The following is a 24268-nucleotide window of genomic DNA, read 5'->3' on the forward strand; positions in this document are numbered from 1 at the left end:
AACAACAGGCACATCCGGCCTACTCAGAAAAACCATTCCCAACCGGAAACTTTCTTTTCTTTTCGCACCGCTGTGGTGTTTTACCAGCATATTCCATCCAGGCCGTTTTAGCAATTCGGTGAATTCCGAAGAATTCCCACCAAACCGGCTATAAAAGCCCTTCCGAACCCAGCATCCAGTCCCAGGCTTTCCCGCCGGCACACAAGGCGCGCAGCAGATCCACCATCAAAAGGAAGTTGGGGTTTGGCCGCCATGCTTCGGGCGCCTCATGCTTTCCAGCAGAGCGTCCCGGCCGCGGCGACTCAGAAAACATTACACGTGCCCGGGCACCCGTGCAAATCCACAGGATGTGGTCTCGGACACCTGCGCGACCCCTCCTCGCGGTCCTTGCGAACCGTCTTTCCCGGCTTCCTCCCTTACCTATATACGTACGCCTATATAAGGGCCCTTAACAGTGCCTGCGTAAAACGTTTGCGGCGGAGCGCTACAGCCCGCGGTGGAAGTCAGCAACTACGGGGAAGGGCTTGAACCCGGCAGCCGTGTAAGTGGCGGTGGCTCCCTTGTTCGCGGACTCCGCGCACACAACCGCGGTAGAGGAACCCAGCTGCTGCAGGCAGAGGGCGGCCGCCAAGGTAATTGCCCTGCCGTGGCCGTGGCCCCGGTGGGCGCGGTGCACTCCCATAGGTTCGATCAGCCCCGGGCTGCCCGGACCCGACGACCAGACCGTGGCAGTGGCAACCGCCCGCCCGGCGGCGTCGTAGGCCAGCAGGCAGCGCGCCTGGGCATACAGCGGACCTGCCGCCATAGTGTGCCACCGATCCAATGTGAACCTGGATGTCCCGAAGGAAGCGTTCTGTACCTCCACCCGTGTCTGGGCCAGGTTCGGTCCAACCACTTCCAGCCGCAGCCCGGGGTCTTCCACCGGCTGACCAAGCTCACGGACTAAGGGAGTCCACAGCTCCCCCGGGGTCCAGCCCGCCTCCTTAAGGCTCTGGCGCAGCGCTTCTCCGACGCGTGCCTCCACGGACGCTTCACCGGCCGGGAGGACTCCGCGTTTCGGATCTGCGGCGTCGGCCGCTATCCGGGCGGCAAGTTCGGCGTCCAGTGATGCCTCCGGGTCTATTGCCACGCGCAGCAGCGAAGCACCGTCCTGGAAACCGACGGCGAGCATCTTCCCGTCTCTGGCCCAAACCCTCAGGCGGGCAGCCAGATTCCGGGCACCGATCTGCCACGCCCAGCCCAAATCTCCCGGATGCAGCTGAACAGGGAGCCAGTCGAGCTGCCAGGCGCCCAGTGTCCGGGCAACCTCCGGCAGCTCCGGCGGCCTGGGAGTCTTCAGGATGATTGCCATAGTCCATGACACAACAAACGCCCCGGAGACTGGAGCCGCCGCGCCGCTTTTTGAGCCGGCGTGGTACATCCGCTCTCCTCTGCATGGTCCACGGCTGCAACAACTCCCAGGAGCGGACGCAGGACGGAAAGGGCGCCTGAAAAATCGGGTAGACTGTTTTCCGGCCCCTCATGTGGTGTCATCCTGTGAACTCCCCCAGGACCGGAAGGTAGCAAGGGTAAGCGGGCTCTGGCAGGTGCATGGGGGGTCTTTAATTTATCCGGAAACGGCGGTTTTCCACCGCCCCGGGTCCGGATGCGAACCGTCAGTGCCAACCGATAGGGTTCTATCTGTGAGTACAGCCCTTTACCGCCGCTACCGTCCCGAGAGCTTCGCGGACGTGATCGGCCAGGAGCATGTCACCGAGCCGCTGATGGCGGCCCTCTCAAAGAACCGCGTCAACCACGCCTACCTCTTCTCGGGTCCGCGCGGCTGCGGCAAGACCACCTCTGCCCGCATCCTTGCACGCTGCCTGAACTGCGCCCAGGGCCCCACGCCGATCCCGTGCGGAACATGCGACAGCTGCGTTGAACTTGCCCGCAACGGTGCCGGCAGCCTCGACGTCATCGAGATCGACGCGGCCAGCCACGGCGGCGTCGACGACGCCCGTGACCTGCGCGAACGTGCCACCTTCGCCCCCGTGCGTGACCGCTACAAGATCTTCATCATCGATGAGGCCCACATGGTCACTTCGGCCGGGTTCAACGCCCTCCTGAAGATCGTCGAAGAGCCGCCGGAACACATCAAGTTCATCTTTGCCACCACGGAACCGGACAAGGTCATTGGAACCATCCGCTCCCGCACACACCATTACCCGTTCCGGCTGGTCCCGCCGGAACCCCTGCTGGCCTACCTTGAAAAGCTCTGCGTGCAGGAAAACGTGCCGGTGGCTCCAGGCGTGCTGTCCCTCGTTATCCGGGCCGGCGGCGGGTCCGTGCGCGACTCGCTTTCGGTGCTTGACCAGCTGATGGCAGGCGCCGGGGAAGCCGGGCTCGATTACGAACTTGCCGTTAACCTGCTTGGCTACACTCACGTTGCGCTGCTCGACGACGTTGTTGATGCCTTTGCCGCCGGCGACGCCGCCACGGTCTTCAGCGCAGTGGACCGCGTCATCCAGACCGGTCAGGATCCGCGGCGCTTCGTGGAAGACCTGCTGGAACGTTTCCGCGACCTTATTGTGGTCAGCGCGATGCCGGACAGCGCCGCTGCGGTGCTCCGCGGAGTTCCCGAAGACCAGATCAACCGGATGCGCACCCAGGCCTCCCAGTTCGGCGGGGCTGAGCTCTCCCGCGCTGCCGACATCACCAACACCGCGCTGACGGAGATGACGGGGGCTACGTCCCCGCGCCTGCACCTGGAACTGCTCTGCGCGCGGATCCTCCTTCCCGCGGCGGACAAGTCCGAGCGCGGCACCGCTGCACGGGTGGACCGGATCGAACGCCGGCTCAGCTACGCAGGCGACGCCGCGCAGGCTATGCCGCAGGACACCTCCTCCCAGGCGGGCGGCCGCCCGGCTGTCCGGCCAGTTTCAGGCCCGACGACGGCGCCGGCAGCTTCTCCTCGGACCGCAGCTCCTCAGGCCGCACCCGAAACCCCGGAGACGGCAGCCCCGGCCGCTGTGTCCGCACCTTCCCCTGTTTCAGCACCTTCCTCCGGTGGTTCCGCAGACTGGGGAGGAACGTGGGCAACTCCGGCTGCGGACTCCGTTACTTCGCCTGGCAACGGTGCTCCTGCCACCCCTGCTGCACCCGCTGCCTCAGGGCGGACATGGGACGACGTGTCCCGTGAAGCGGCCTCTTCGCAGCCGGTGCAGCAGCCTGCACAGGGAACCCGTCCCGACTCGGGGCAGTCCGCGCAGGCCGGTCCTGACGCAGGCCGGACTCCGCAGTCCGGCGTCTCCCCTGCCGGTGCACCGCAGGGGCAGCCCACCGGCGGGCCCGCCCAGCAGCAAACCCAGCCGGCCCGGCAGGTCCCGCCGCAGGGCCAGCCTTCCGGTGCACCCAGCGAGGCAACCCGGCAGCAGGCCCCGGCACAGCAGCAGGCCCCGGCACAGCAGGGCGGCGCGCCCGCAGCACCTGCAGCCGGCGGCGCGGGGCAAGTTGAAATGATCCGCCGTGCCTGGCCGGAAATCATGGACGCCCTGACCAGCATCCGCAGGGCAACCTGGCTGAACGTCAGCAAGAACGCTTCCCCGAGGGCCTTTGACGGACGGGTCCTGGAACTGGCGTTCTCGAACCCCGGTGCTGCGACCAACTTCAACCGGCCGGACCACCTGGAGAACCTGCGCAAGGCTATCCATCAGGTGCTGGGTGTGGACTGCCAGGTCAACGCCGTTCACGACAGTTCCGCGGCAGCGGGTGAACCCGGCCCAAAAGCTGGTAGCCGGCTAACCCCGCCGGCGCAGACTCCCGCACCGGCCCCTCAGGTCCAGGCCACTGCCCAGGCAGCAGCCTCGGTTCCGCAGGTCCAGTCACAACAGGCACCGGCACCGGTAGCCCAGGCACCGGCCGCCACAGCGCCAGCGCCGACCGTCCCGGCAGCAGTACCGGCTGACGTAACCCCGCCGGTTCAGCCGCAGTCCAACGCCCCGGCACAGGCGCAGTCCCAGGCTCACTCCGGTGCGTCTGCAGTTGTCCCTGGCCGGGCCACCGCCGATAGCGGCAGCGGTCCTGTGCAGGATGCCCCGGCCGCCGCCGTTCCGGCCGATTCACGCGCTGCATCCGCACCTACATCTGCATCTGCATCTGCATCTGCATCTGCAGAACAGCAGGCGCCCGCAGCCCAGGCTTCGGCACCAGCTTCGGCGACCCACGTTTCGGCGCCCCATGGCCAGGCACCCCAGGCCCCGGCAGAGCAGTCACCGGCACAGCAGTCACCCGGTCGCCCGGATCCTGCCCGTCCGCAGCCTGCACCTCAAGCCCGGGACGACCGGCAGCGGCCCGCAGGCGCAACAACTCCGCCGCGCCGCACCGCCCCACTGCCTGAGGACTGGCCGCAGGAACCTTCGGAGCCGGCCGACGTACCTGAAAGCAATGCGTGGGAAACCGCTGCTGTCCCCGATGACATCCACGTCAGCAGCGCAGTCAGCGACGAGGAATGGGCGAGCACCAACTGGGCTGGAACCACTTCCGCCCGTCCGGGCACTGCACGCGCCGCGTCGGGACAGGCCGTTCCAGCGGGCCGCAATCTCTCAGCTGCAGGCCAGGGTTCTCCAGCCGCGCACGGAGCCAGTGCACACCTGCCCGGCCGGAACGCCACCCAGGGTCCCCCCGCCGGCGCCCAGCACGGCGCTCCCCCTTCCGCTGCACCGGCCCAGGAGCGCCCAGCTCCCGGGCACAATGGGCAGGGGGCTCCGGCCGCGCAGCAGCCGGCACCAGGACAGAAACTCAGCCGCTACCAGCAGCTGCTTCATGAGGCTGCCCAGCGCAACGGCACTGCTCCGGCTGCCGCAGCCCGCGGCAAAGTAGACTTGGGCTACGTCGAAGACGTTCCCAGTGCCGACGATGTCACTCTTGAAGATTCGGGACTGGTGGGCCGCAAGGCAATCGAACGGATCCTGGGCGGCCGGCTCATTGAGGAACGCAGCCTCGACGGCCATGGCGTCCACCGCTAGCCCGGCAGCAACCAGCCGGAACAACAACTATTTCCTAAGAAGGCCACGTGTACGAAGGTGCGGTTCAGGAACTGATCGACGAGTTGGGCCGCCTCCCCGGCGTGGGCCCCAAGTCGGCCCAGCGGATCGCGTTCCACATCCTTGAATCCAATGCCGAGGACATGTCCCGGCTGGCTTCGGCGATCGTCACCGTCAAGGAGAAGGTGAAGTTCTGCCAGGTGTGCGGCAACGTCACCGAGCAGGAAACCTGCAACATCTGCCGCGATCCCCGCCGGGACCCCACCATGATCTGCGTGGTTGAAGAGTCCAAGGACGTCATTGCCGTCGAACGCACCCGTTCCTTCCGCGGCCGCTACCACGTCCTCGGCGGAGCAATTAACCCGATCGCCGGCATCGGCCCTGACCAGCTGCGTATCCGGGAATTGCTCAGCCGTCTCTCCGATGAACAGATCAGCGAGATCATCATCGCCACGGACCCGAACCTCGAAGGCGAAGCAACGGCCACCTACCTGGTCCGGATGCTCAAGACCCTTGGCATCACCGTCACCCGCCTCGCCTCCGGCCTGCCGGTGGGCGGAGACCTGGAGTATGCCGACGAAATCACGCTGGGCCGCGCCTTCGAAGGACGCCGCAGCCTCAGCTAGGGGTCGAACCGGCTGCGTGTCGATCATGCCAGAGGTGGGGCGGTCAGCGTCGTCGTGCTGGCGGTGCAGTGAAGGCTGGAATCACTCGGCGCTGCTCTCCGCCGGTTCGGGACATTCCTCCGATTTGGGCAGTCAGCCGCCGGCATTCCCCTGGCCTTTGGGACATTTCCGCCGATTTGGGACGCTGATCCCCGGCCCTTTCCCGTCACTATGAGACATGCCTTCCGGTTTGGGACATTCCTGCGCGGCGCCACGGCTGGAATGTCCCAAACTGGCAGGAATGTCCCCACACGGAGGAAATCGGCGCCAGCTGTACTGCGGAAAGGCGGCGTCGCACCGGCCAAACGCTCGGGACCAGCATGCCGCTCCGAACAGCTAAGCGATACGGGTTCCCGCGGCCAGCTTCCGAGCAGGCGTCACCAGCCGGCGGCGGGCCAGCACGAGCAATATCCCGGTCCCCAGGACCTGTATTCCCAGTCCCAGCGGCCAGATCGGGAACGACGACGACGGCGCGGGAGCAGACGGGCTCCGAGCCTCTCCGTTGACGCACAGCGGCCCGCTGTATTCGGAGCCGCCCTGGGCATAGCGCACCGTTTCGCTGATGCCTTCCAGCGGGCCGCCGCTGAGGCTGCCCTCTCCGTAGGGAAGGGCATCTGCCAGCACTACAAAGGGGTTGGCAGCCAGGATCCAGGCGATCCGGTCGGTGTGGAGAACCTCGACCTCGTACATGGGACCCTCGCAGGTAAAGCCCGGTTCCTCCGCAGCCGGTGACGTGTAAGTCTCCGCCCACATCGGGGTGTTTGCTTCGGCAGTTCCGCGGACCAGCGGTGTGCTCAGGGCGAAGGCTATGAGGGTACCGATCGAGAGCAGCGCCACGAGCATGTAGGTCACCACGATCGAAAAGAGCGGCCGGTTGGCCAGCGTGGACACGGCCACACCAATCGCGCACACCAGGCCCAGTTCGACGCCGAGCATCAGCAGGGACACGACGGCGATCACCGGGTCCACTCCGCCGAGCGCCAGTGACCAAATCAGGAAGGGAAGGCTCGCCGCCAGGAAACCCAGGGACGCTGCCCAGGAGGCAAGCCATTTGCCGGCCAGCAGCTGACCGGGCCGCAGCAGGGTCACCTGCAGGACAGCCAGTGTTCCGGCGGCCCGGTCCCCGTTGACTGCGTTCGCGGAGAGCGCCGGAGCCACGAGCAGCCCGAAGAACAGCACAAAGGCGACCATCAGCTCGAACAGGACCTGTCCGGCGCTGGGCTCCTCGCCCGCAACCCACGCCGTGAAGGCTGCCACCAGTCCGATCACTACGAACCAGACGCCCAGCAGCACATACCAGCCCCTGGATCGGAGGCGCTGCTTCATTTCGAGCCCAAAGACGGTTCCAACGCCCCTGAAGTAACCGAGTCCCGCCTGCCGCGGTGCGAGCGCTGTGCTCATGGCTTCCCTGCTTCCAGGCTCATGTAAGTCTCTTCCAATGCTCCGGTTGCCGGGGCGAAAGCGGAAACGTCGACGCCGGACTGGACCAGGTGCCGCAGGACCGCAACGGCCTGCTCCTCACCTGCCAGCTGGACACGGACGTGCCGGCGGCGGGTTCCCTCTCCCACATCGGGAGTCAGCCCGCCGGCCTCGAGGGCCCGCAGCAGTGCTCCCGTGTTCCCCGCGCTGACCGCGTACCAGCGCAGCTGGGTTCCGACGTCGTCCATGTTTTGTGTCTTGACGGTCTCGCCGCCGGAAACGAACACGGCCCGGTCGGCCATTTCGTCGAGTTCGGAGAGCACATGGGAGGAGACCACGACGGTCTTGCCGTCCGCAGCCAGGCGGCGCAGCAGCAGCCGGAGTTCCACGCGGGAGCCTGGGTCGAGCCCGGACGCGGGTTCATCCAGCAGCAGGACGGCCGGGTCATGAATGAGGGCCCGGGCAAGGCTTAGGCGCTGCTGCTGTCCGCGTGAGAAGACGCGTGCGGGTTTGTGCGCCAGATCGGCCAGGCGCACCTGCTCCAGCAGTTCACCGGCCCGGGAGGCCGCCGTTGCCGGGGCCATTCCGTACAGCCGGCCCATCGTGATCAGGATTTCGGTGGCGGTCAACGAGTCCCAGACGCCCAGTGTGTCCGGCATCCAGCCGACGGAGCGGCGGACGCTAAGCGGATCCTCCACCGGATCTGCCCCGGCGATGCGAATCGTTCCGGAGTCCGGTGCCAGCAGGGACGCCAGCATCAGCAGCAGCGTCGTTTTGCCGGATCCGTTCGGTCCAATCAGCGCGGTGACCGCTCCCGCCGGCGCTTCAAAGCTCATGCCGCGGACGGCCTGCACTGCGCCGAAGCTGCGTTTGACGTCCTGGGCGGATATCCCGCCGGTCTCAGTAGTCCCCATACGGTCACACTATCGGCCCCGTTTGCCGCACGGTGAGGCAGGCGCGGTAAAGACCGCTGGTTCCGGCGCCGCGCATGCGGCAACTATTCTTCCGACGGGTTCGTTAAGTACAGGTTGAGCGGCATGTCGGCATCATTTCAGTGGTGCCGCGGCCCCGCTATAGACTTTGAAGGTTGGCCGCCGAGCGCGGCCCTTTCCACGGACATTTAGTGCCGCAGCAGCCAAAGGCCGCCCCGGCAGCAACTTGGAAGAGTTCCAGAGAGCGTGTACGCATGAGCCTGATAGTGCAGAAATTCGGCGGATCCTCCGTATCGGACGCCGAAGGCATCAAGCGCGTCGCCAAGCGCGTGGTGGATACCCAAAAGGCCGGAAACGACGTCATTGTGGTGGTTTCCGCCATGGGCGACAGCACCGATGAACTGCTGGACCTCGCCGGACAGATTACCACCGGCGCCTACCCGCGTGAGATGGACATGCTCCTGAGCTCGGGCGAACGCATTTCCATGGCACTGCTGGCCATGGCCATCAACGAACTCGGCGCTTCCGCCCAGTCCTTTACCGGCAGCCAGGCCGGCATGATCACCGATGCCATCCACGGCAAGGCGCGCATCATCGACGTCTCACCGCACCGCATCAAGACCGCGATCGAGAAGGGCGACGTCGCGATTGTCGCCGGTTTCCAGGGCATGAGCCGGGACAGCCACGACATCACTACCCTGGGCCGCGGCGGTTCCGATACCACCGCCGTCGCTCTTGCCGCCGCCCTGGATGCCGATGTCTGCGAGATCTACACGGACGTCGACGGCATCTACACGGCGGATCCGCGCGTTGCCCACAACGCACAGAAGATCGAGAAGATCTCCAGCGAGGAAATGCTGGAAATGGCAGCCTCCGGTGCGAAGATCCTGCACCTGCGCTGCGTTGAATACGCGCGGCGCTTCGGTGTGCCGCTGCATGTGCGCTCCTCCTTTAGCCAGCACGAAGGGACCTGGGTGCTGCCCAGCCCGGATGACAAGATCAAGATTCAAGAGGGAGAACCCTTGGAACAGCCCATCATTTCCGGCGTGGCGCATGACCGCTCCGAAGCCAAGCTCACCGTTGTGGGCGTTCCGGACATTCCCGGCAAGGCAGCGGAGATCTTCGGAATCGTGGCCGGAGCCAACACGAACATCGACATGATCGTGCAGAACGTCTCCACCAAGGGCTCCGGCAAGACGGATATTTCCTTCACCCTGCCCATCGTTGACGGGCAGGCTGCGATGGCTGCGCTGAACGCGGCGAAGGCAGAGGTTGGCTTCGACAGCATCGATTACGACGAGCAGATCGGCAAGCTGTCCCTGATCGGCGCCGGCATGCGCTCCAACCCGGGCGTCTCACACAGGTTCTTCGAGGCCCTGCACCTGGCCGGCGTGAACATCGACATGATCTCGACGTCGGAAATCCGCATCTCCGTGGTTACCAGCGCAGCCCTGCTCGACTCCGCGGTCCGTGCCGTGCACGCTGCCTTCGGACTCGACGGCGAAGCAGAGGCCACCGTGTACGGCGGCACCGGCCGCTAGAGCGAGGATTCCTCCGGGAGGCGCCGCTTGCTGCGCGCCCGGTGAATCCAGATGGCTGCTGCCGCCAGCACTGCGCCCGTCAGGGCGCCGGCGCTGTTGGCCAGCCAATCTCCGGTGGTGCAGCTGCGGCCGAGCACGGGGACGAATGCCTGGACCGCCTCGATCAATGCGGACAGCACCGTGCCGGCCAGGAACATGGCCAGTGGCCTTCGGGTGCGGATGCCGGCCAACAGGATCAGCGGAACAAACAGCACAACGTTGGCCAGAGGCTCCGGCGCCGCCAGGTGGGCCAGTCCGCCGTCCACCAGGCACCGTGTATCCACCGTGCGGTAGGTCGTGGGAAACAGGGTCAGCAGCAGGACCGCCGCAGCCACGACCCGCAACAGCTTCCGGGCAGTCGCCGGACGGGATAGCAGCCAGGCCCCGAGCAGCGGTCCGACGACGACGAGCGCTATGAACGCGGTCTGCCCCATCCACGCATGGGTGCTCAGAAAATGGCTAATGACGCCCGCGGGGGACGAGGCGAATGCTCCGCATGAAGCGGGACACCAGACTTTCCTTCTTAACCATGCTGCAATACCTCTCCGACGGGACCCTGCTCAAATACTAAGTCACCGGCGGGTGCAGCCGTGGCGCACGCGTTCAGCCAGTCAGTACAGGTGTTCGCGGAAGAGCGGCGAATGCATGTAGTCCGGATACACCACCGGTTCGGCCGGCTCGCGGTGCGGCTTGCCGTTGATGTACTCGCGGTCCACCCCGTAATGGTGCCCTTCGCTGTCTATTTCGACTGCGTAGTCGGGCAGTTCGATCTGCGAAGGTTCCGGAATCTCATCTTCGGGTAAACGCGGTTCCTGCCCGCTGCCCGGATCCGGTACGACAGTTGCCATTTGGATCCCCTCCTTTAAGGGACACGATAAGTGCCTCAAGGATAGGGTCGCGGCCGGGCAAAAGAGCCGCTGCGCCGAAACTTCCGGGGAGGTCAGTCCTTCTTGCGGGGCAGAATGTAGCTGCTGCCGTCAGCGCGGGTGACAGTCTCCCACATGGCTTTCTCCTCGGCCTGCTGGGCCTCGAGGAGCCGTTTGTTTTCCTCGGTCATGTCATGGGTCAGGGAGGAGCTCTGCGCCGGCCCGAATATCAGCCGTGCCTTGCCGGTCACGCGCATGAATTTTTCGGTGAAGCTTTCCCTGGCTGCCATAAGACGTCCCTTTCAGAGGTGTTCCTGTCGCCTATAGTACGCTAATTGTTAGTGCACTAAGCATTTGTGGCATCAGCCGCTGGGACCGGCAGACAGGGAAGAAGGACCTTAATGGACACCGGCACCGCAGACGATGATCTGCTGCTCGAACACCAGCTCTGCTTTGCCCTATCCGTCGCGTCGCGCTCCGTCGTCGGGGCGTACCGGCCCGTGCTCGATGAACTGGGCATCACCCACCCGCAGTACCTGGTACTGCTGGCCCTCTGGGAAGATTCCCCCCGCACGGTCCGCAACCTGGGGGACACCCTGCTGATGGAACCGGCCACCCTTTCCCCCATGCTGAAGCGACTGGAAAGCGCGGGTCTGGTGGAGCGCAACCGCGCTCCCGGCAACGACCGCGCCCTGGCGGTGGACCTGACCGCAAAGGGGCGTGCGCTCCGCCAGCAGGCGGCGCAGATACCGGCCGCCATGCTGGAGCGGCTGCAGCTCACCCGGGAGGAAGTCCACCAGCTGAACACCACCATGCGCCGGCTCATCCAGGCCACCCAGCTCCCGGACGGCCACACACGGCGGTGAATGTGCAAATCGAGGACTCCGAGGAGCACAATAGTACGCACAGAATAACGAACCGATAACGATAAGGACGTGGTATATAAGGCACCTTATAAGTCAAAACTGCCAAACGAATCGAACTACTCTTCTTCGCGTCCCACATAAAGCACCAAATGGGCGGGGGTGTCTCCGCCCACAAGGAGAAGATTCCCCGCGGCAACACCCCCCTCATCGCGGCACCAAACGCCCCCCGCGACGCCCGCCGGCAGCGCGGGAGGTGGATCCCCAAACGGTTCCGGGGCATCGGGGGCAACACCGCAAAAGGCCACACTAGGCCAGCGCGCTGCCCGTGCCCTGCGCAGGGAAAAGAAAAAATACCCGCACGACACCCATCCCGGACTGATTCCCGGCATCGCTGTCGACGAGCAGCGGGTACGCTACGGCACCGATCCCCTGGTATTCGGCGTTGCCGCCGTGCTCATCCTGGGCTTCGTCGCCTGGGGCGTGTTCTCCACGGAATCGCTGAAGGCGGTCTCCGACGTGGCCCTGGGCTGGGTTGTGACGAACACCGGCTGGCTCTTCAGCGCACTCATTGCCGTGGTCCTGGTCTTTATGCTTTTTGTCGGCTTCAGCCGCTACGGCAAGATTCCCCTCGGCGTTGACGGCGAAAAGCCGGAGTATTCAACCTTCTCCTGGGTCGCCATGATGTTCTCCGCCGGAATCGGCATCGGCCTCTTCTTCTTCGGACCGTACGAGCCGCTGACCTACTTCATGACACCAAACCCCGGCGAGGCAGCCCCCGAAAGCGCGGTGGCGCTGCACAAGGCCATGGCACAGTCCTTCTTCCACTGGGGCCTCAATGCCTGGGCGATTTACGCGCTGGTCGGCGCTGCTATTGCTTATGGCTCCTTCCGGCGCGGCCGGGTTCCCCTCATGAGCGCCATTTTTACCCCGCTGCTCGGACGACGGAAGACCGAAGGCGTGGCCGGGCGCCTGATCGATATGTTCGCAATCGTCGCGACCCTCTTCGGCACGGCGGCGTCACTCGGCATTGGCGCCCTGCAGATTGGCCGGGGCGTGGAGATTATCAGCGGCATCGGCCGGCTTCCCAACGCTGTCCTGATCGGCATCATCGCGATCCTGACGGCAGCATTCATCGCCTCGGCGGTCTCCGGAATCGGCAGGGGCATCCGCTGGCTCTCCAACGTCAATATTTCCCTTGCCATCATCCTGGTCGCCTTCATCTTCCTGACCGGGCCAACCCTGTTCCTGCTCAACCTCATTCCCTCTTCGCTGGCCGAATACCTGTCCGATCTCCTGCACCTGATGAGCAAGGGCCCGTCCTGGGGTGCCGAAGCGGCGGACTTCTCGGCCAACTGGACCGTCTTCTACTGGGCCTGGTGGATTTCCTGGTCCCCGTTCGTCGGCATCTTCCTGGCGCGCATCTCCCGCGGCCGGACACTGCGTGAATACGTTCAGTACGTGCTTGTGGTGCCCACCCTGGTCTCGGTAATCGCTTTCGGCGTCTTCGGCGGCACGGCTATCTGGATGCGCATGCAGGGCATGGACATCTCCGCCGACGGCGCTCCGGAATCGCTCTTCTTCCAGGTCCTGGACGGGCTGCCGCTGAGTACCATCACCCCGTTGCTGGCGATGTTCTGCATCGCCATCTTCTTCATTACCTCGGCGGACTCCGCTTCCCTGGTCATGGGAAGCCTGTCGCAACGCGGCAAACCGCACCCTGACCGAAAAGTCACCGTCTTCTGGGGTCTGGCCATGATGGGCATTGCCGTGGTCATGCTGCTGGTTGGAGGAAACCAGGCCCTGTCCGGGCTGCCGAACCTGATCATCGTCTCAGCCCTGCCGTTCGCGGTAATCCTGCTGCTGATGATGGTTGCCCTGATCCGGGACCTGCAAACCGATCCGCTGATTATCCGCCGGGAGTATGCAACGGCCGCCCTGGAGAACGCCGTCCGCGCCGGGATCGACGAGCACGGCGACGACTTCGCCATCACGGTGGAGAAAACGCCCCATGGGCAGGGGGCCGGAGCCGACTTCGATTCCCACGACCGCACCGTCACCGACTGGTACCAGCGCACCGACGAAGACGGAAAACCCGTGGAGTACGACTACGAATCGGGTGAGTACGCTGACGGCTGGACGGCCGACGACGACTCCGCGGCCGCCACGGAATCAGACGACGGCAACGGGGACTCCGGCCAGGATCGAGGCAGCGGGGCGTCCGGGGACCACCGCCGCGCCCCGGTCAGCTAGGACCCTGGGCGGCACGGCGGGATAATAGGACTGTGAGCCTCCCTTATCCCGCCGTGCTGACCGAGGACCAGTGGCTACCCCGGCAGGCCGCCCATGAGCAGCGTGTGCGGCCGTTCACCGAAGGGTTCCTGCAGCGGCGCTCAGCCGGTACCAAACACCCGGTTGAGGACTTCCTGTTCACCTACTATTCCTACAAACCCGGCCAGCTGACGCGCTGGCACCCGGGCGCCGGCGTCGTCCTTACCGGTGCCGCCGCAGCGGAGCGTGAGTCCTGGAAGTTCTACCGCTCACTTTCGCAGGAGGAACTGGCTGCCGCCGGACTGGCCAGGGATACACCGGCGGTCACCGTCGACTGGGCCGGATTCACCGCCGCCCGTGGGCCCGCGGCGGACTTCACCAGGATGCTGCTCTCCCGCACCGCTGCCCGGAAACCGTCGCTGGGCTGTTTCGGCATGCACGAGTGGGCCATGGCCTACAGGTCCGAGGTGAACGGGATCCGGCATGACTACCTCGGCCTGCGGCTGGGCGCCCAGGGGACGAATGACCTGGTGGAGAAGAGCAGGATCCGCTGCACGCACTTTGACGCGTTCCGGTTCTACGCCCCTCAGGCCGTGGAGCTGAATGAGCTCACCCCCACCCGCGAAAACCAGCGGGACCTGGAACAGCCCGGCTGCCTGCACGCGAACATGGACCTCTACAAATGGGCCTACAAGCTCACCCCAGTGCTGCCCAGCGAACTGGTGATGGACTGCTTCGAACTGGCCTGGCGCATCCGTGAAATGGACATGCGGGCTTCCCCGTACGACCTCCAGGACTGGGGGTACGAGCCAATTCGGGTGGAAACACCGGAAGGCCGGGCCGAGTACGCTTCCGCCCAGCGCGGATTCAGCGCAGAATCCCAGGCGCAGCGGGCCCGCATCCTGGACCTGCTTGATTCCTTCGAGGAGAAGCCATGCAGTCCCAGCCCACTGGACGGGTCCACCGCACCGGAGAACAGTCCTACAACCTGGTCCTGACCCGCCGCCTGGCGGAACCGCCGGAAGAAGTGTGGCATTCGTTCGCCGATCCGGATCAGGCCGCCGCGTGGATTGGCCGCTGGGACGGCTCCCCCGGCACCGGATCATCCTTCGATTTCCAGATGCTCTATGAAGAAGGGCAGCCGCACAGCAGCACCCGGGTAGTCGACTGCACCGCCGGCCAACGGGTGCGGGTCCTGATGGAGGACGAGGGTGGAAGCTGGGACCTCGAAATCCGTCTCTGGGACGACGGCGGCGCCACCGCCCTTGAGTTCATCCAGCATCTGGCGGATTTGGCTGCCGCTGAGGACACAGGGCCGGGCTGGGAGTACTACCTTGACCGGCTCGCCGCCGCCCGTACCGGGGGCACCATGCCGGATTTCGACGACCGCTACCTGGACCAGGGTCCGTACTACGCGGCCCAGGCCCGGGCCGCGAAAGCCGCACCTGCGCCGTCGTAATTCCACGGCAAGCAGGCAGGTGGGCCCCCCGCTGCCGGAGATTGGCTAGGCTGTAGCCAATTCACTCCCGGAGGTTATGCCGAAATGCCGATCCGTCTGCACCGCCCAGCCCTTATGCTCGCTGCCGCCGCCGTCCTCCTCACCGGATGCGCCGAATCGACCCCCGGCACCGCACCCGCCTCCTCCTCACCGGCGTCGTCACCCTCCGCGTCCGTTTCCAGCCCGGCATCGGAAGCAGCCACGTCCCTGACGGTGGAAATGATGTCCGACGGCGAGTCGGTCACGGACACCTGGACCCTGGAGTGCGACGGCGCAGCACCGGCAGGTGAATCGGGCGCCCCCGACCCGGCAGCAGCATGCGCAGCGTTGGCGGACGGCGGGATCCGGCTCTTTGCGGAACCACCCGCGGACACTGCCTGCACCATGCAGTACGGCGGCCCCCAGCGGGCAGCAGTAACCGGAACGGTGGACGGCGAAACAGTGGACGCCGAATTCGCGGCAACCAACGGCTGCCAGATCAGCCGGTGGGAGGCCCTTACCGGACTGCTTGGTCCGGCAATGGCGGCAATGTAGCGGTCTCAGCCGCTGCAGAGAGCTCGCGCTTGCGGCGCAGGTAGACCTGCTTGCGGACTCGGGCCACCACGTCGCCGTCGGAATCCTTTACTTCCACGGTGAACCACTCAAGCACCTTGGCTCCGCCGGCTGCAGCCGTGCGCAGCCGCTCAATGTCCGCCTCCGTGATGGCGAAGTGCGCCACCACGTCTCCCTTGCCCGGCTTGATGAAGTCGATTTCGGCCGCGCGGTCCCAGATGACGTTCTCTTTTCCCAGGTGCCGCAGCAGCAGCATCATCCAGAACGGGTCCGTCATGGCGAAGAGACTCCCGCCGAACAGCACCCCCGCAACATTGCGGTTCCACCAGCGCAGGCGCAGGCGGACCGTGGCGGACAGGAAGTCTTCGGGCAGCTCCGTGATCTTGATGCCGGAGAAGAGGAAAGGCGGCCAGAGGTTCATGGACAGCCGAATGAGGCCCGGTCGGGCGGCGACGAGTTTCACCGGCCCACTCTATCGACTGTGATCCAGGCCATTCCAGCTTTGATAGTAAGCACCCTTAGGTCTAATATTGAATCAGCTTGCTTACTATCCACGTACGGACCGCGCCGTGACAGGCGCACCGGGCTTAACCGGAGGAACCAAATTGTCGATCGAAGCAACACCCGAAGACCCGCAGTGCCCGGCAGATGCCGGCATGCAGGCACCCGCAGAGTACGTGCCATGGTGCTCGTACTGCGGCACCGATGAGTACCTCATCATCGAATCAGTGGAGCCGTCCAGGACCGCCGATGCGGCGGAATTCCTTGAAATCAGCTACACCTGCGGCGAGTGCGACCGTTTCTACGGGCACCCGGTCCGCCACTCGCCGCTGTGGGCCCGCGTGGCCACTGCCGAGCCGGCTGACACCACCGAGTACCTTCACTGCGGCGAACCCATGAAGCCGAAGGACACCCGGACCGTTTCCCTCTCCGAACCTCTCAGCACCGAAGCGGATGCGGACACCGGAGACGTACGGTTGGAGATCAACATTCTGCGCTGCGACTGCGGTTTCCAAATCGAACTCCCGGCCTAGCCGCCGGGGCCTGGGCGGGAGCGCTTCCGGATTTTCCGGAGGCGCTCCGCCTGTTTCCGGCCACTGCAAACCCTGGAGGCTCATATGCGAAGGCTGAAGATCGCAGCTGCCCTGGCAGCCGGTGCCGCATCGATTTTCCTGACGGCATGCGCCGGAGGAACTCCGACCAGCCTTGATGCGATCCAGGACCAGGGCAGGATTGTAGTGGGCACGGAAGGTACATACCGGCCGTTCAGCTTCCATGCGGACGGCGTTGGGGACCTGACGGGATACGACGTCGAGATCACCGAAGCCGTCGCCGGGAAACTCGGTGTTGAAGCTCAGTTTGGGGAAGCGCCGTGGGACGCGCTTTTCGCCGGCCTGAACGCGGGACGCTTCGCCATGGTCGCCAACCAGGTGTCGATCACACCTGAGCGAGTGGATTCCTATGAGTTCTCCGATCCCTACACGGTGAGTCCCGGGGTGATAGTGGTGCCGAAGGGAGACACCTCCATCACCTCCTTCACCGACCTGGCGGGCAAGACAACGGCACAGTCCTTGTCCAGCAACTGGTACGCGCTGGCCCAGGAAAACGGTGCCAGCGTGGAGGCAGTCGAGGGCTGGGCCCAGTCAGTCTCCCTGCTGGAGCAGGGACGGGTGGACGCCACCATCAATGACCGCCTGACCTTCCTGGACTACATCCTGCAGATTCCGGACGCGCCGATTCAGGTCGCTGCCGAAACTGATGACCCGGCCCTCATGGCTTTTGCCTTCGCCAAGGGCAACACTGAACTGCGGAACGCCGTCAACGCAGCTTTGGAGGAACTGCGCGAGGACGGCACCCTGGCAGAGATCTCAATGAAGTACTTCGGCGAAGACGTTTCGCAGTAAGGGGGCGCCATGGACCAGCCGACGTGGGACCTCATAGCCGCTTCCTTCCTGCCCCTGCTCCAGGGCGCCGTCACCGGCACCATTCCCCTGGCGCTCATCTCTTTCGCCGTCGGCCTGGTGCTGGCCCTGGGTGTTGCGCTGATGCGGCTGTCCAAAATCCGGCTGGTGTCCGGAATCGCGCGGGCGTACGTGTCCATCATCCGCGGCACGCCCCTGCTGGTTCAGCTGTTCGTCATCTTCTACGGCCTGCCATCCATCGGAGTCCTGGTCGATCCATGGCCCAGCGCCATCATCGCGTTCTCGCTGAACGTGGGCGGGTACGCCGCGGAAGTGATCCGGGCTGCGATCCTCTCGGTGCCGCGCGGGCAGTGGGAAGCGGCCTACACCATCCGGATGTCTCCGGCGCAGACGCTTATGCGCGTGATCCTCCCTCAGGCCGCCCGGGTTTCGGTGCCGCCGCTGTCCAACACCTTCATCAGCCTGGTAAAGGACACCTCTCTGGCCTCGCTGATCCTCGTGACGGAGCTCTTCCGCCGGGCCCAGGAGATTGCGGCCTTCAGCCAGGAGTTCATGGTCATCTACATCGAGGCTGCCCTTATCTACTGGCTTATCTGCGTCGTCCTCTCCACCGGACAGTCGGCGCTGGAGAGGAGGCTCGACCGCCATGTCGCAAACTGAGAAAGACGGCAGCACCCCGGTCCTGAGCGCCCGGGGGCTGCACAAGCGGTTCGGCAGCGTTGAAGTCCTCAAGGGAATCGACCTGGAAATCCCCCGGGGACAGGTCGTGGCACTGATTGGTCCCAGTGGTTCGGGAAAGACCACCGTGCTCCGCTGCCTCAACGGACTGGAGGTGCCGGATTCAGGCACCGTCCGGTTCGACGGCGGTGAGACCGTGTATTTCGGCGCCAAGCCTCCCCGGTCAGCAGTCTCCGCACTGCGCGAGTACAGCGCCATGGTTTTCCAGCACTACAACCTGTTTCCGCACCGTACCGTGCTGGAAAACGTCATTGAAGGACCGGTCCGGGTTCAGCGGCGTCCAAAGGCCGAAGCCTCTGCCGATGCCATGGACCTGCTTTCCCGGGTGGGACTCGAAGACAAAGCCGGCGCCTACCCCAACGAGCTGTCCGGCGGGCAGCAGCAGCGTGTGGGTATTGTCCGCGCCCTGGCCCTCAAGCCCCGGCTGCTGCTTTTCGACGAGCCGACATCCGCACTGGACCCCGAACTGGTTGGCGAAGTCCTGGAAACCATCCGCGAGCTCGCCTCCGAGGGCTGGACCATGCTTCTGGTGACCCACGAACTCCGCTTCGCCCGCGACGTCGCGGACCAGGTTGTCTTTATGGACGGCGGGGTGGTGGTTGAGTCCGGTCCGCCGTCGGAAGTACTTGCCGCACCCAGGCAGGAACGCACCCTCGCGTTCGTTCAGCGGCTGCTGAACCATTAGTCCCTTCCATCCCCCGGCACCAAATCGACATGTCAGAAAGTGCTCTTTTCAGCCCTGTAACGGGCACTTTCTGCTATCTCGCTGTACGGCCTTAGAATGAAGGAGCAAGCTCGCGGAGCGCTGAATCAGCGTGAGACGGCAAGGTCCGCGGCCACCCCTTTCACTCACAGGAGTTACCGGATGCCCCGGATCGTTGTTGACGTCATGCCCAAGCCCGAGATCCTGGATCCGCAGGGCAAAGCCATCGCCGGCGCACTTCCCCGACTTGGCCTGACCGGCTTCTCCGGTGTCCGCCAGGGCAAGCGCTTCGAGCTCACGGTTGACGGGGACGTTACCCCGGAAATCCTCGAGCAGGCCCGTGCTGCCGCATCCACGCTGCTCTCCAACCCCGTCATCGAAGACGTAACCCGCGTCGAAGTTATTTCGGAGGCTTAGTCTTGAGCACCCCGCTGATCGGCGACTACTCCGCCGCACCGGAAGACGCCCTCCTCCGGGCGGTCCGCGTCGGCGTCATCACCTTCCCCGGCACCCTTGACGACCGCGACGCCGCCCGCGCCGTGCGCCTGGCCGGCGGCACCGCCGTCGAACTCTGGCACGGCAACGCGAACCTGCACGACGTCGACGCCGTCATCATCCCCGGTGGCTTCTCCTACGGCGACTACCTGCGCGCCGGAGCGATTTCCCGGTTTGCTCCGCTGATGGAAAAGGTCGTTGACGCTTCCAAGGGCGGCATGCCCGTCCTCGGCATCTGCAACGGCTTCCAGATCCTCACCGAAGCGCACCTGCTGCCCGGTTCCATGATCAAGAACGACCACCTGAAGTTCATGTGCCGCGACCAGCTGCTCCGCGTAGAAAACAACGCCACAGCCTGGACTTCCGGCTACACGCAGGGCGAAGGCATGGTCATTCCGCTGAAGAACCAGGACGGCCAGTACGTCGCCGACGAAAAGACCCTGGACGAGCTGGAAGGCGAAGGCCGCGTGGTCTTCCGCTACGACGGCTTCAACCCGAACGGTTCTCGCCGCGACATCGCCGGCATCACCAACGCCGCCGGCAACGTCGTCGGCCTCATGCCGCACCCCGAGCACGCCGTGGAAGCCGGCTTCGGCCCGGACTCCTCTGCCCGCGGGGACGTCGCACTGCGCGGCGGCACCGACGGGATCGGCGTCTTCACCTCTGTACTCACCTCGCTCGTTGCCGGAGGCAAATAATGACCGTGTCCGCTAACTCCACCGCCGAGCAGAAGAAATTCAACATCGACACCGTTGAGCACGCGGCGTCCACCCCGGACACCCCGCTGCCGTGGGCCGAACTGGGCCTGAAGGAAGACGAATACAACCGCGTCGTCGAAATCCTGGGCCGCCGCCCCACCGCAGCTGAACTGGCGATGTACTCGGTCATGTGGTCCGAGCACTGCTCCTACAAGTCTTCCAAGGTGCACCTGAAGCAGTTCGGTGACAAGGTCACCGAGAAGATGAAGGAACACCTGCTGGTTGGCATCGGCGAGAACGCCGGCGTCGTGGACATCGGTGAAGGCTGGGCGGTGACCTTCAAGGTCGAATCCCACAACCACCCGTCCTTCGTGGAGCCCTACCAGGGTGCCGCGACCGGCGTCGGCGGCATTGTCCGCGACATCATCTCCATGGGTGCCCGCCCAGTTGCCGTGATGGATCCGCTGCGCTTCGGCGCGATCGACCACCCGGACACCGCACGCCTGGTGCACGGCATCGTCTCCGGCATCGGCGGCTACGGCAACTCCCTGGGCCTGCCGAACATCGGCGGCGAAGTCGTCTTCGACTCCGTCTACCAGGGCAACCCGCTGGTCAACGCGCTGGCAGTCGGCGTCATGCGCCACGAGGACATCCGCCTCGCCAACGCCTCCGGCGCCGGCAACAAGGTGGTCCTCTTCGGTGCGCGCACCGGCGGCGACGGCATTGGCGGCGCCTCGGTGCTTGCTTCAGAATCCTTCGACGATGCCAAGCCCTCCAAGCGCCCCGCCGTGCAGGTCGGCGACCCGTTCGCTGAAAAGGTGCTCATCGAGTGTTGCCTGGAGCTGTTCAAGGCCTCCGTGGTCGAGGGCATCCAGGACCTCGGCGCGGCCGGTATCTCCTGTGCGACGTCGGAACTGGCCTCCAACGGCGACGGCGGCATGCACGTTGAACTCACCAAGGTCCTGCTCCGCGACCCGTCCCTGACCCCGGGCGAAATCCTGATGTCCGAGTCGCAGGAACGCATGATGGCCGTCGTGACCCCGGAGAACGTCGAAGCGTTCGAAGCGATCATGGACAAGTGGAACGTCGAATACTCCTGGCTGGGTGAAGTCACCGATACCGGCCGGCTGATCATCGACTGGGACGGCGAGACGATTGTCGACGTCGACCCGCGCACCGTTGCCCACGAAGGCCCGGTCTACAACCGGCCGTTCCACCGCCCCGAGTGGCTCGACGGCGTGCAGGCAGACTCCTTCGGCGAAGAGCGCCCCTTCGGCGGCGAAGCCGTGAAGAACGCCGTACTGGAGCTGATGGCGTCCCCGAACATGTGCGACAAGTCCTGGGTCACGAACCAGTACGACCGCTACGTCCAGGGCAACACCGCACTGGCCATGCCCGACGACGCCGGCGTGATCCGCGTGGACGAGGAGACCGGCCTTGGCGTCGCAATCTCCACCGACGCCAACGGCCGCTACACCTACCTGAACCCGTACGAGGGCGCCAAGCTAGCCCTTGCCGAGTCCTACCGCAACGTCGCCACCTCCGGCGCCCGTCCGATGGCCGTCACCGACTGCCTGAACTTCGGCTCCCCCGAGGACCCCGAGGTCATGTGGCAGTTCGCCGAGGCGGTCCGCGGCCTGGCCGACGGCTGCCAGGAGCTTGGCGTGCCCGTCACCGGCGGCAACGTTTCGCTCTACAACCAGACCGGCGGCGTCGCCATCCACCCCACCCCCGTGGTGGGCGTGCTGGGCGTGTTCGACGACGTTGCGCGGCGCACGCCGTCGGGCTGGCGTGAAGACGGGCAGGCCATCTACCTGATGGGCGTCACCCGCGACGAGCTGGACGGTTCCGAGTTCGCCAACCTGCGCGGACACCTGGGCGGCCAGCCGCCGAAGGTCGATCTGCAGGCCGAGAAGCTGCTGGGCGACCTGCTGATCAACGCTTCACGCGACGGAATGATCGACGCCGCGCACGACCTCTCCGAGGGCGGCCTCGCGGCTGCGCTGTCCGAGATGGCGCTGCGTTTCGGCGTCGGCGCCCGGATTGGCCTGGACGAAGTTGCCGAGCGCGACGGCGTGGACCTGTTCACGCTGCTGTTCTCCGAGTCCCAGGCACGCGCCGTCGTCTCCGTGGCACGCAGCGAAGAGGTCCGGTTCAAGGACATGTGCTCGGCCCGCGGCTTCGCCCACTCCCGCATCGGCGTCGTGGACACCGAGATTGGCGCACTGGATTTCCAGGGCCACTTCGTCCTGCCGCTGGATGAGCTGAAGGAAGCCCACGAGGGGACCCTGCCGAAGCATTTCGGCTAACCCCTCCCTCTCCGGGATCCCATCGAGATTACAGAAACTGCCCGTTTGGAGCCTCAAACGGGCAGTTTCTGTAATCTCGTTCAAGGGGTCAGGCCGCCGGACGGTCAGCGCGCCAGCCCGCCGCCCACAGCGCAGCCCGGACCTTCTCCACAGCGGGCCGGGCGCCGTCGACCATGTGCCGCCGCGATAAGCGCACCTCGGTCCAGCCCAGCGCGCGGGTACGCTCTTCACGGCTGATGTCCCGTGCCACCTGTTCCGGGTCCGAATGCCCGGCGCCTTCATACTGGACTGCCACCCGGTACTTTCGGTATCCCAGGTCCGGCTCATGGTGCAGGACGCCGTCGTCATCCACTATGGGGGCATTTACCTCCGGTTCGGGCAGCCCCGCCGCGCCAAGCGCAAGCCGCAGCTGGGTTTCCGGCGGGGAATCCGCACCCACCCGGCTCAGCTGCAAGGCCTCACGTGCCGTCCGGATGCCCCGCTGGCCCGGATGACGTCCGATGATCTCAGCCAGTTCTTCCTGTGTCGCATACGGATCCGACCGCCCTTCGAACAGCGGCCGGGGAAACCGGATCAGGTAATCCGCGATCACCGTGAGTTCCTCCACAGTGAGGTCTTTCGACAGGTCGAGCCACGTTTTTACCCGTGAGGTAAGGACCAAACCTTCCAGCGTGGTCACCTCGCCGGGCAGTATCCGGCCGGTGTGGCCAACCACACCGAACCGTCTCGGCGGCGCCAGCCCTTCCGGACGGGTGATGTGCAGTTCGGGTGCCCGCCCAGGCACAACCGGAAGTGGAAAACCCCAAGCCTCTGCCGCCGTCCGGTGCGAAGCCACGGAAAATGAGGTGACCCTTGTGAACGGGGCAATCCTCTCCGGCGGCACAGATGAGCTGCGGTCACTCAAATCCAGGTTGTCCGCGGCCCGGATAGCCCTGCTGATACGGCGGATGCGAACGTTGCGAAGAGTCCCTCTGCTTACTCCAAGGGCATCCGAATCGTAGACGGTATACGTCGACTGGCTGAGCTCTTGGGGCAGTTCACGAGGAGTGCGCATGGCCAGCATTATGGTTGTTGAAATGAGGCGGCGTTTCGTTATCCACAGCTCCGCTCATCGAGATTGCAGAAAGTGCACGTTACGGGCCTCAAACGGGCAGTTTCTGTCATCTCGATGGTGGACAATATTGCCGTGACCATCCTTTCGAATGAGCCGGTCCCCGCCAGCAGCCTGCTGACTGAGCGGTTGGAACTGGCGGAAATGTCAGCGGCAGACGTTGATGCCCTAATAGTCGGCGCCCGCTGCGAGCTGTGGGCCGACGACTTTCCCCAGGGCGTCGACGAAGACGCCGCGCTGCAGTACTTCCAGGCAGGTTTGCTGGGGCCGCGTGCCGGGATCTTTGGGGCACGGCTGATCCGCGAGCGCGGCGGCCTGGTGATCGGCACCATTGGCTTCCTGGGCCCGCCCGTCGCCGGCGCCGTGGAAGTCACCTACAACATCGTTCCCTCGCGGCAGAACCTCGGGTTCGCTACCGAAGCACTCATCGCCTTGAGCAGGTTCGCCCTGAACCAGCCCGACGTCGACTGCGTCACCGCCTACACCGACGAAGCCAACGAGGCCTCCGTCTCCCTGCTGCTGACCGCCGGGTTCATGCCGGTTGAATTCTCCGGACCCGCGCTGGCATTCGTGCTGCACAGCAAGGAACAGCTGCCCGACGCCGAGGACTGACCTGGTAGGGTCG

24 protein-coding genes and 1 other RNA gene are annotated in these 24268 nt (G+C 65.2%); 17 read left to right on the forward strand and 8 right to left on the reverse strand.

Annotation, left to right across the window (positions count from 1 at the left end; translation table 11 throughout):
- Positions 1-484 precede the first annotated feature (484 nt).
- Positions 485-1351: a GNAT family N-acetyltransferase gene (locus tag FYJ28_RS08875; RefSeq protein ID WP_154579061.1), complete on the reverse strand. Its 867-nt coding sequence runs from the start codon at positions 1349-1351 to the stop codon at positions 485-487.
- A gap of 159 nt (positions 1352-1510) precedes the next feature.
- Here FYJ28_RS08875 and ffs point away from each other — a divergent pair.
- The 3 genes from ffs (at position 1511) to recR (ending at position 5647) form a co-directional block, all read left to right on the forward strand.
- Positions 1511-1606, forward strand: an RNA gene (gene ffs, locus FYJ28_RS08880) — signal recognition particle sRNA small type.
- A 76-nt stretch (positions 1607-1682) separates the two neighbouring features.
- On the forward strand, positions 1683-5003 hold the full coding sequence (locus tag FYJ28_RS08885) for a DNA polymerase III subunit gamma and tau (RefSeq protein ID WP_326831622.1): 3321 nt from the start codon (positions 1683-1685) through the stop codon (positions 5001-5003).
- 47 nt (positions 5004-5050) lie between these two features.
- The gene (gene recR, locus FYJ28_RS08890; RefSeq protein ID WP_055240637.1) at positions 5051-5647 is read left to right on the forward strand and encodes a recombination mediator RecR; all 597 of its coding nucleotides are present in this window, start codon (positions 5051-5053) and stop codon (positions 5645-5647) included.
- A 375-nt stretch (positions 5648-6022) separates the two neighbouring features.
- On the opposite strand, the gene FYJ28_RS08895 is transcribed toward recR, so the two are convergent.
- Entirely contained in the window at positions 6023-7087 is a 1065-nt protein-coding gene (locus FYJ28_RS08895; RefSeq protein ID WP_055240636.1) for an ABC transporter permease, read from the reverse strand.
- A complete protein-coding gene (locus FYJ28_RS08900) occupies positions 7084-8019 on the reverse strand; it encodes an ABC transporter ATP-binding protein (RefSeq protein WP_154579062.1) in 936 nt (311 codons plus the stop codon). Before FYJ28_RS08900 ends, FYJ28_RS08895 begins: the two co-directional genes overlap by 4 nt.
- 272 nt (positions 8020-8291) lie before the next feature.
- On the opposite strand from FYJ28_RS08900, the gene FYJ28_RS08905 reads away from it, so the two are divergent.
- On the forward strand, positions 8292-9578 hold the full coding sequence (locus FYJ28_RS08905) for an aspartate kinase (RefSeq protein ID WP_055240634.1): 1287 nt from the start codon (positions 8292-8294) through the stop codon (positions 9576-9578).
- Here the strand turns inward: FYJ28_RS08905 and FYJ28_RS08910 are convergent.
- From FYJ28_RS08910 to FYJ28_RS08920, 3 genes are all read right to left on the reverse strand, one after another.
- Positions 9575-10051, reverse strand: a complete 477-nt coding sequence (locus tag FYJ28_RS08910; RefSeq protein ID WP_154579063.1) for a VanZ family protein — start codon at positions 10049-10051, stop codon at positions 9575-9577. The two genes, FYJ28_RS08905 and FYJ28_RS08910, sit on opposite strands and share 4 nt — an antisense overlap.
- Before the next feature lie 177 nt (positions 10052-10228).
- Positions 10229-10465: a hypothetical protein gene (locus FYJ28_RS08915; protein ID WP_055240633.1), complete on the reverse strand. Its 237-nt coding sequence runs from the start codon at positions 10463-10465 to the stop codon at positions 10229-10231.
- Between the two features lie 92 nt (positions 10466-10557).
- Positions 10558-10773, reverse strand: a complete 216-nt coding sequence (locus tag FYJ28_RS08920) for a hypothetical protein (RefSeq protein WP_055240632.1) — start codon at positions 10771-10773, stop codon at positions 10558-10560.
- A 111-nt stretch (positions 10774-10884) separates the two neighbouring features.
- Here FYJ28_RS08920 and FYJ28_RS08925 point away from each other — a divergent pair, with 111 nt between their 5' ends.
- The 5 genes from FYJ28_RS08925 (at position 10885) to FYJ28_RS08945 (ending at position 15649) form a co-directional block, all read left to right on the forward strand.
- A complete protein-coding gene (locus FYJ28_RS08925) occupies positions 10885-11349 on the forward strand; it encodes a MarR family winged helix-turn-helix transcriptional regulator (protein ID WP_154579064.1) in 465 nt (154 codons plus the stop codon).
- 159 nt (positions 11350-11508) lie between these two features.
- Positions 11509-13599 carry a BCCT family transporter gene (locus FYJ28_RS08930; RefSeq protein ID WP_442778581.1) on the forward strand — a complete coding sequence of 697 codons (2091 nt, stop codon included), beginning with the start codon at positions 11509-11511 and terminating at the stop codon, positions 13597-13599.
- Between the two features lie 32 nt (positions 13600-13631).
- A complete protein-coding gene (locus FYJ28_RS08935) occupies positions 13632-14615 on the forward strand; it encodes a 3-methyladenine DNA glycosylase (protein ID WP_326831623.1) in 984 nt (327 codons plus the stop codon).
- Complete coding sequence (locus FYJ28_RS08940) at positions 14552-15076, forward strand: SRPBCC domain-containing protein (RefSeq protein ID WP_154579065.1); 525 nt, start codon at positions 14552-14554, stop codon at positions 15074-15076. Before FYJ28_RS08935 ends, FYJ28_RS08940 begins: the two co-directional genes overlap by 64 nt.
- 84 nt (positions 15077-15160) lie before the next feature.
- Positions 15161-15649 carry a serine protease inhibitor gene (locus tag FYJ28_RS08945; protein WP_154579066.1) on the forward strand — a complete coding sequence of 163 codons (489 nt, stop codon included), beginning with the start codon at positions 15161-15163 and terminating at the stop codon, positions 15647-15649.
- On the opposite strand, the gene FYJ28_RS08950 is transcribed toward FYJ28_RS08945, so the two are convergent.
- On the reverse strand, positions 15612-16130 hold the full coding sequence (locus FYJ28_RS08950) for a DUF4442 domain-containing protein (protein WP_235472045.1): 519 nt from the start codon (positions 16128-16130) through the stop codon (positions 15612-15614). The two genes, FYJ28_RS08945 and FYJ28_RS08950, sit on opposite strands and share 38 nt — an antisense overlap.
- Positions 16131-16272: 142 nt before the next feature.
- On the opposite strand from FYJ28_RS08950, the gene FYJ28_RS08955 reads away from it, so the two are divergent.
- The 7 genes from FYJ28_RS08955 (at position 16273) to purL (ending at position 22532) form a co-directional block, all read left to right on the forward strand.
- A complete protein-coding gene (locus tag FYJ28_RS08955; RefSeq protein WP_055240628.1) occupies positions 16273-16701 on the forward strand; it encodes a hypothetical protein in 429 nt (142 codons plus the stop codon).
- 84 nt (positions 16702-16785) lie between these two features.
- A complete protein-coding gene (locus FYJ28_RS08960; RefSeq protein WP_154579067.1) occupies positions 16786-17571 on the forward strand; it encodes an amino acid ABC transporter substrate-binding protein in 786 nt (261 codons plus the stop codon).
- Between the two features lie 9 nt (positions 17572-17580).
- Positions 17581-18249: an amino acid ABC transporter permease gene (locus FYJ28_RS08965; protein ID WP_055240626.1), complete on the forward strand. Its 669-nt coding sequence runs from the start codon at positions 17581-17583 to the stop codon at positions 18247-18249.
- On the forward strand, positions 18236-19012 hold the full coding sequence (locus tag FYJ28_RS08970) for an amino acid ABC transporter ATP-binding protein (protein WP_154579068.1): 777 nt from the start codon (positions 18236-18238) through the stop codon (positions 19010-19012). The genes FYJ28_RS08965 and FYJ28_RS08970 overlap by 14 nt, the downstream gene beginning before the upstream one ends.
- A 180-nt stretch (positions 19013-19192) precedes the next feature.
- A complete protein-coding gene (gene purS, locus FYJ28_RS08975; RefSeq protein ID WP_055240624.1) occupies positions 19193-19447 on the forward strand; it encodes a phosphoribosylformylglycinamidine synthase subunit PurS in 255 nt (84 codons plus the stop codon).
- 2 nt (positions 19448-19449) lie between these two features.
- Positions 19450-20223, forward strand: coding sequence for a phosphoribosylformylglycinamidine synthase subunit PurQ (gene purQ / locus FYJ28_RS08980; protein WP_154579069.1), 774 nt, complete (start codon positions 19450-19452; stop codon positions 20221-20223).
- A complete protein-coding gene (purL, locus tag FYJ28_RS08985) occupies positions 20223-22532 on the forward strand; it encodes a phosphoribosylformylglycinamidine synthase subunit PurL (RefSeq protein WP_055240622.1) in 2310 nt (769 codons plus the stop codon). The genes purQ and purL overlap by 1 nt, the downstream gene beginning before the upstream one ends.
- 88 nt (positions 22533-22620) lie before the next feature.
- Here purL and FYJ28_RS08990 read toward each other — a convergent pair whose 3' ends face one another.
- On the reverse strand, positions 22621-23586 hold the full coding sequence (locus tag FYJ28_RS08990; RefSeq protein ID WP_229780375.1) for an endonuclease domain-containing protein: 966 nt from the start codon (positions 23584-23586) through the stop codon (positions 22621-22623).
- Positions 23587-23718: 132 nt separating this feature from the next.
- On the opposite strand from FYJ28_RS08990, the gene FYJ28_RS08995 reads away from it, so the two are divergent.
- A complete protein-coding gene (locus FYJ28_RS08995) occupies positions 23719-24255 on the forward strand; it encodes a GNAT family N-acetyltransferase (protein ID WP_195840640.1) in 537 nt (178 codons plus the stop codon).
- Positions 24256-24268: the final 13 nt, after the last annotated feature.

This window comes from Arthrobacter sp. BL-252-APC-1A (genome assembly GCF_009696625.1).
Lineage (GTDB): Bacteria > Actinomycetota > Actinomycetes > Actinomycetales > Micrococcaceae > Arthrobacter_B.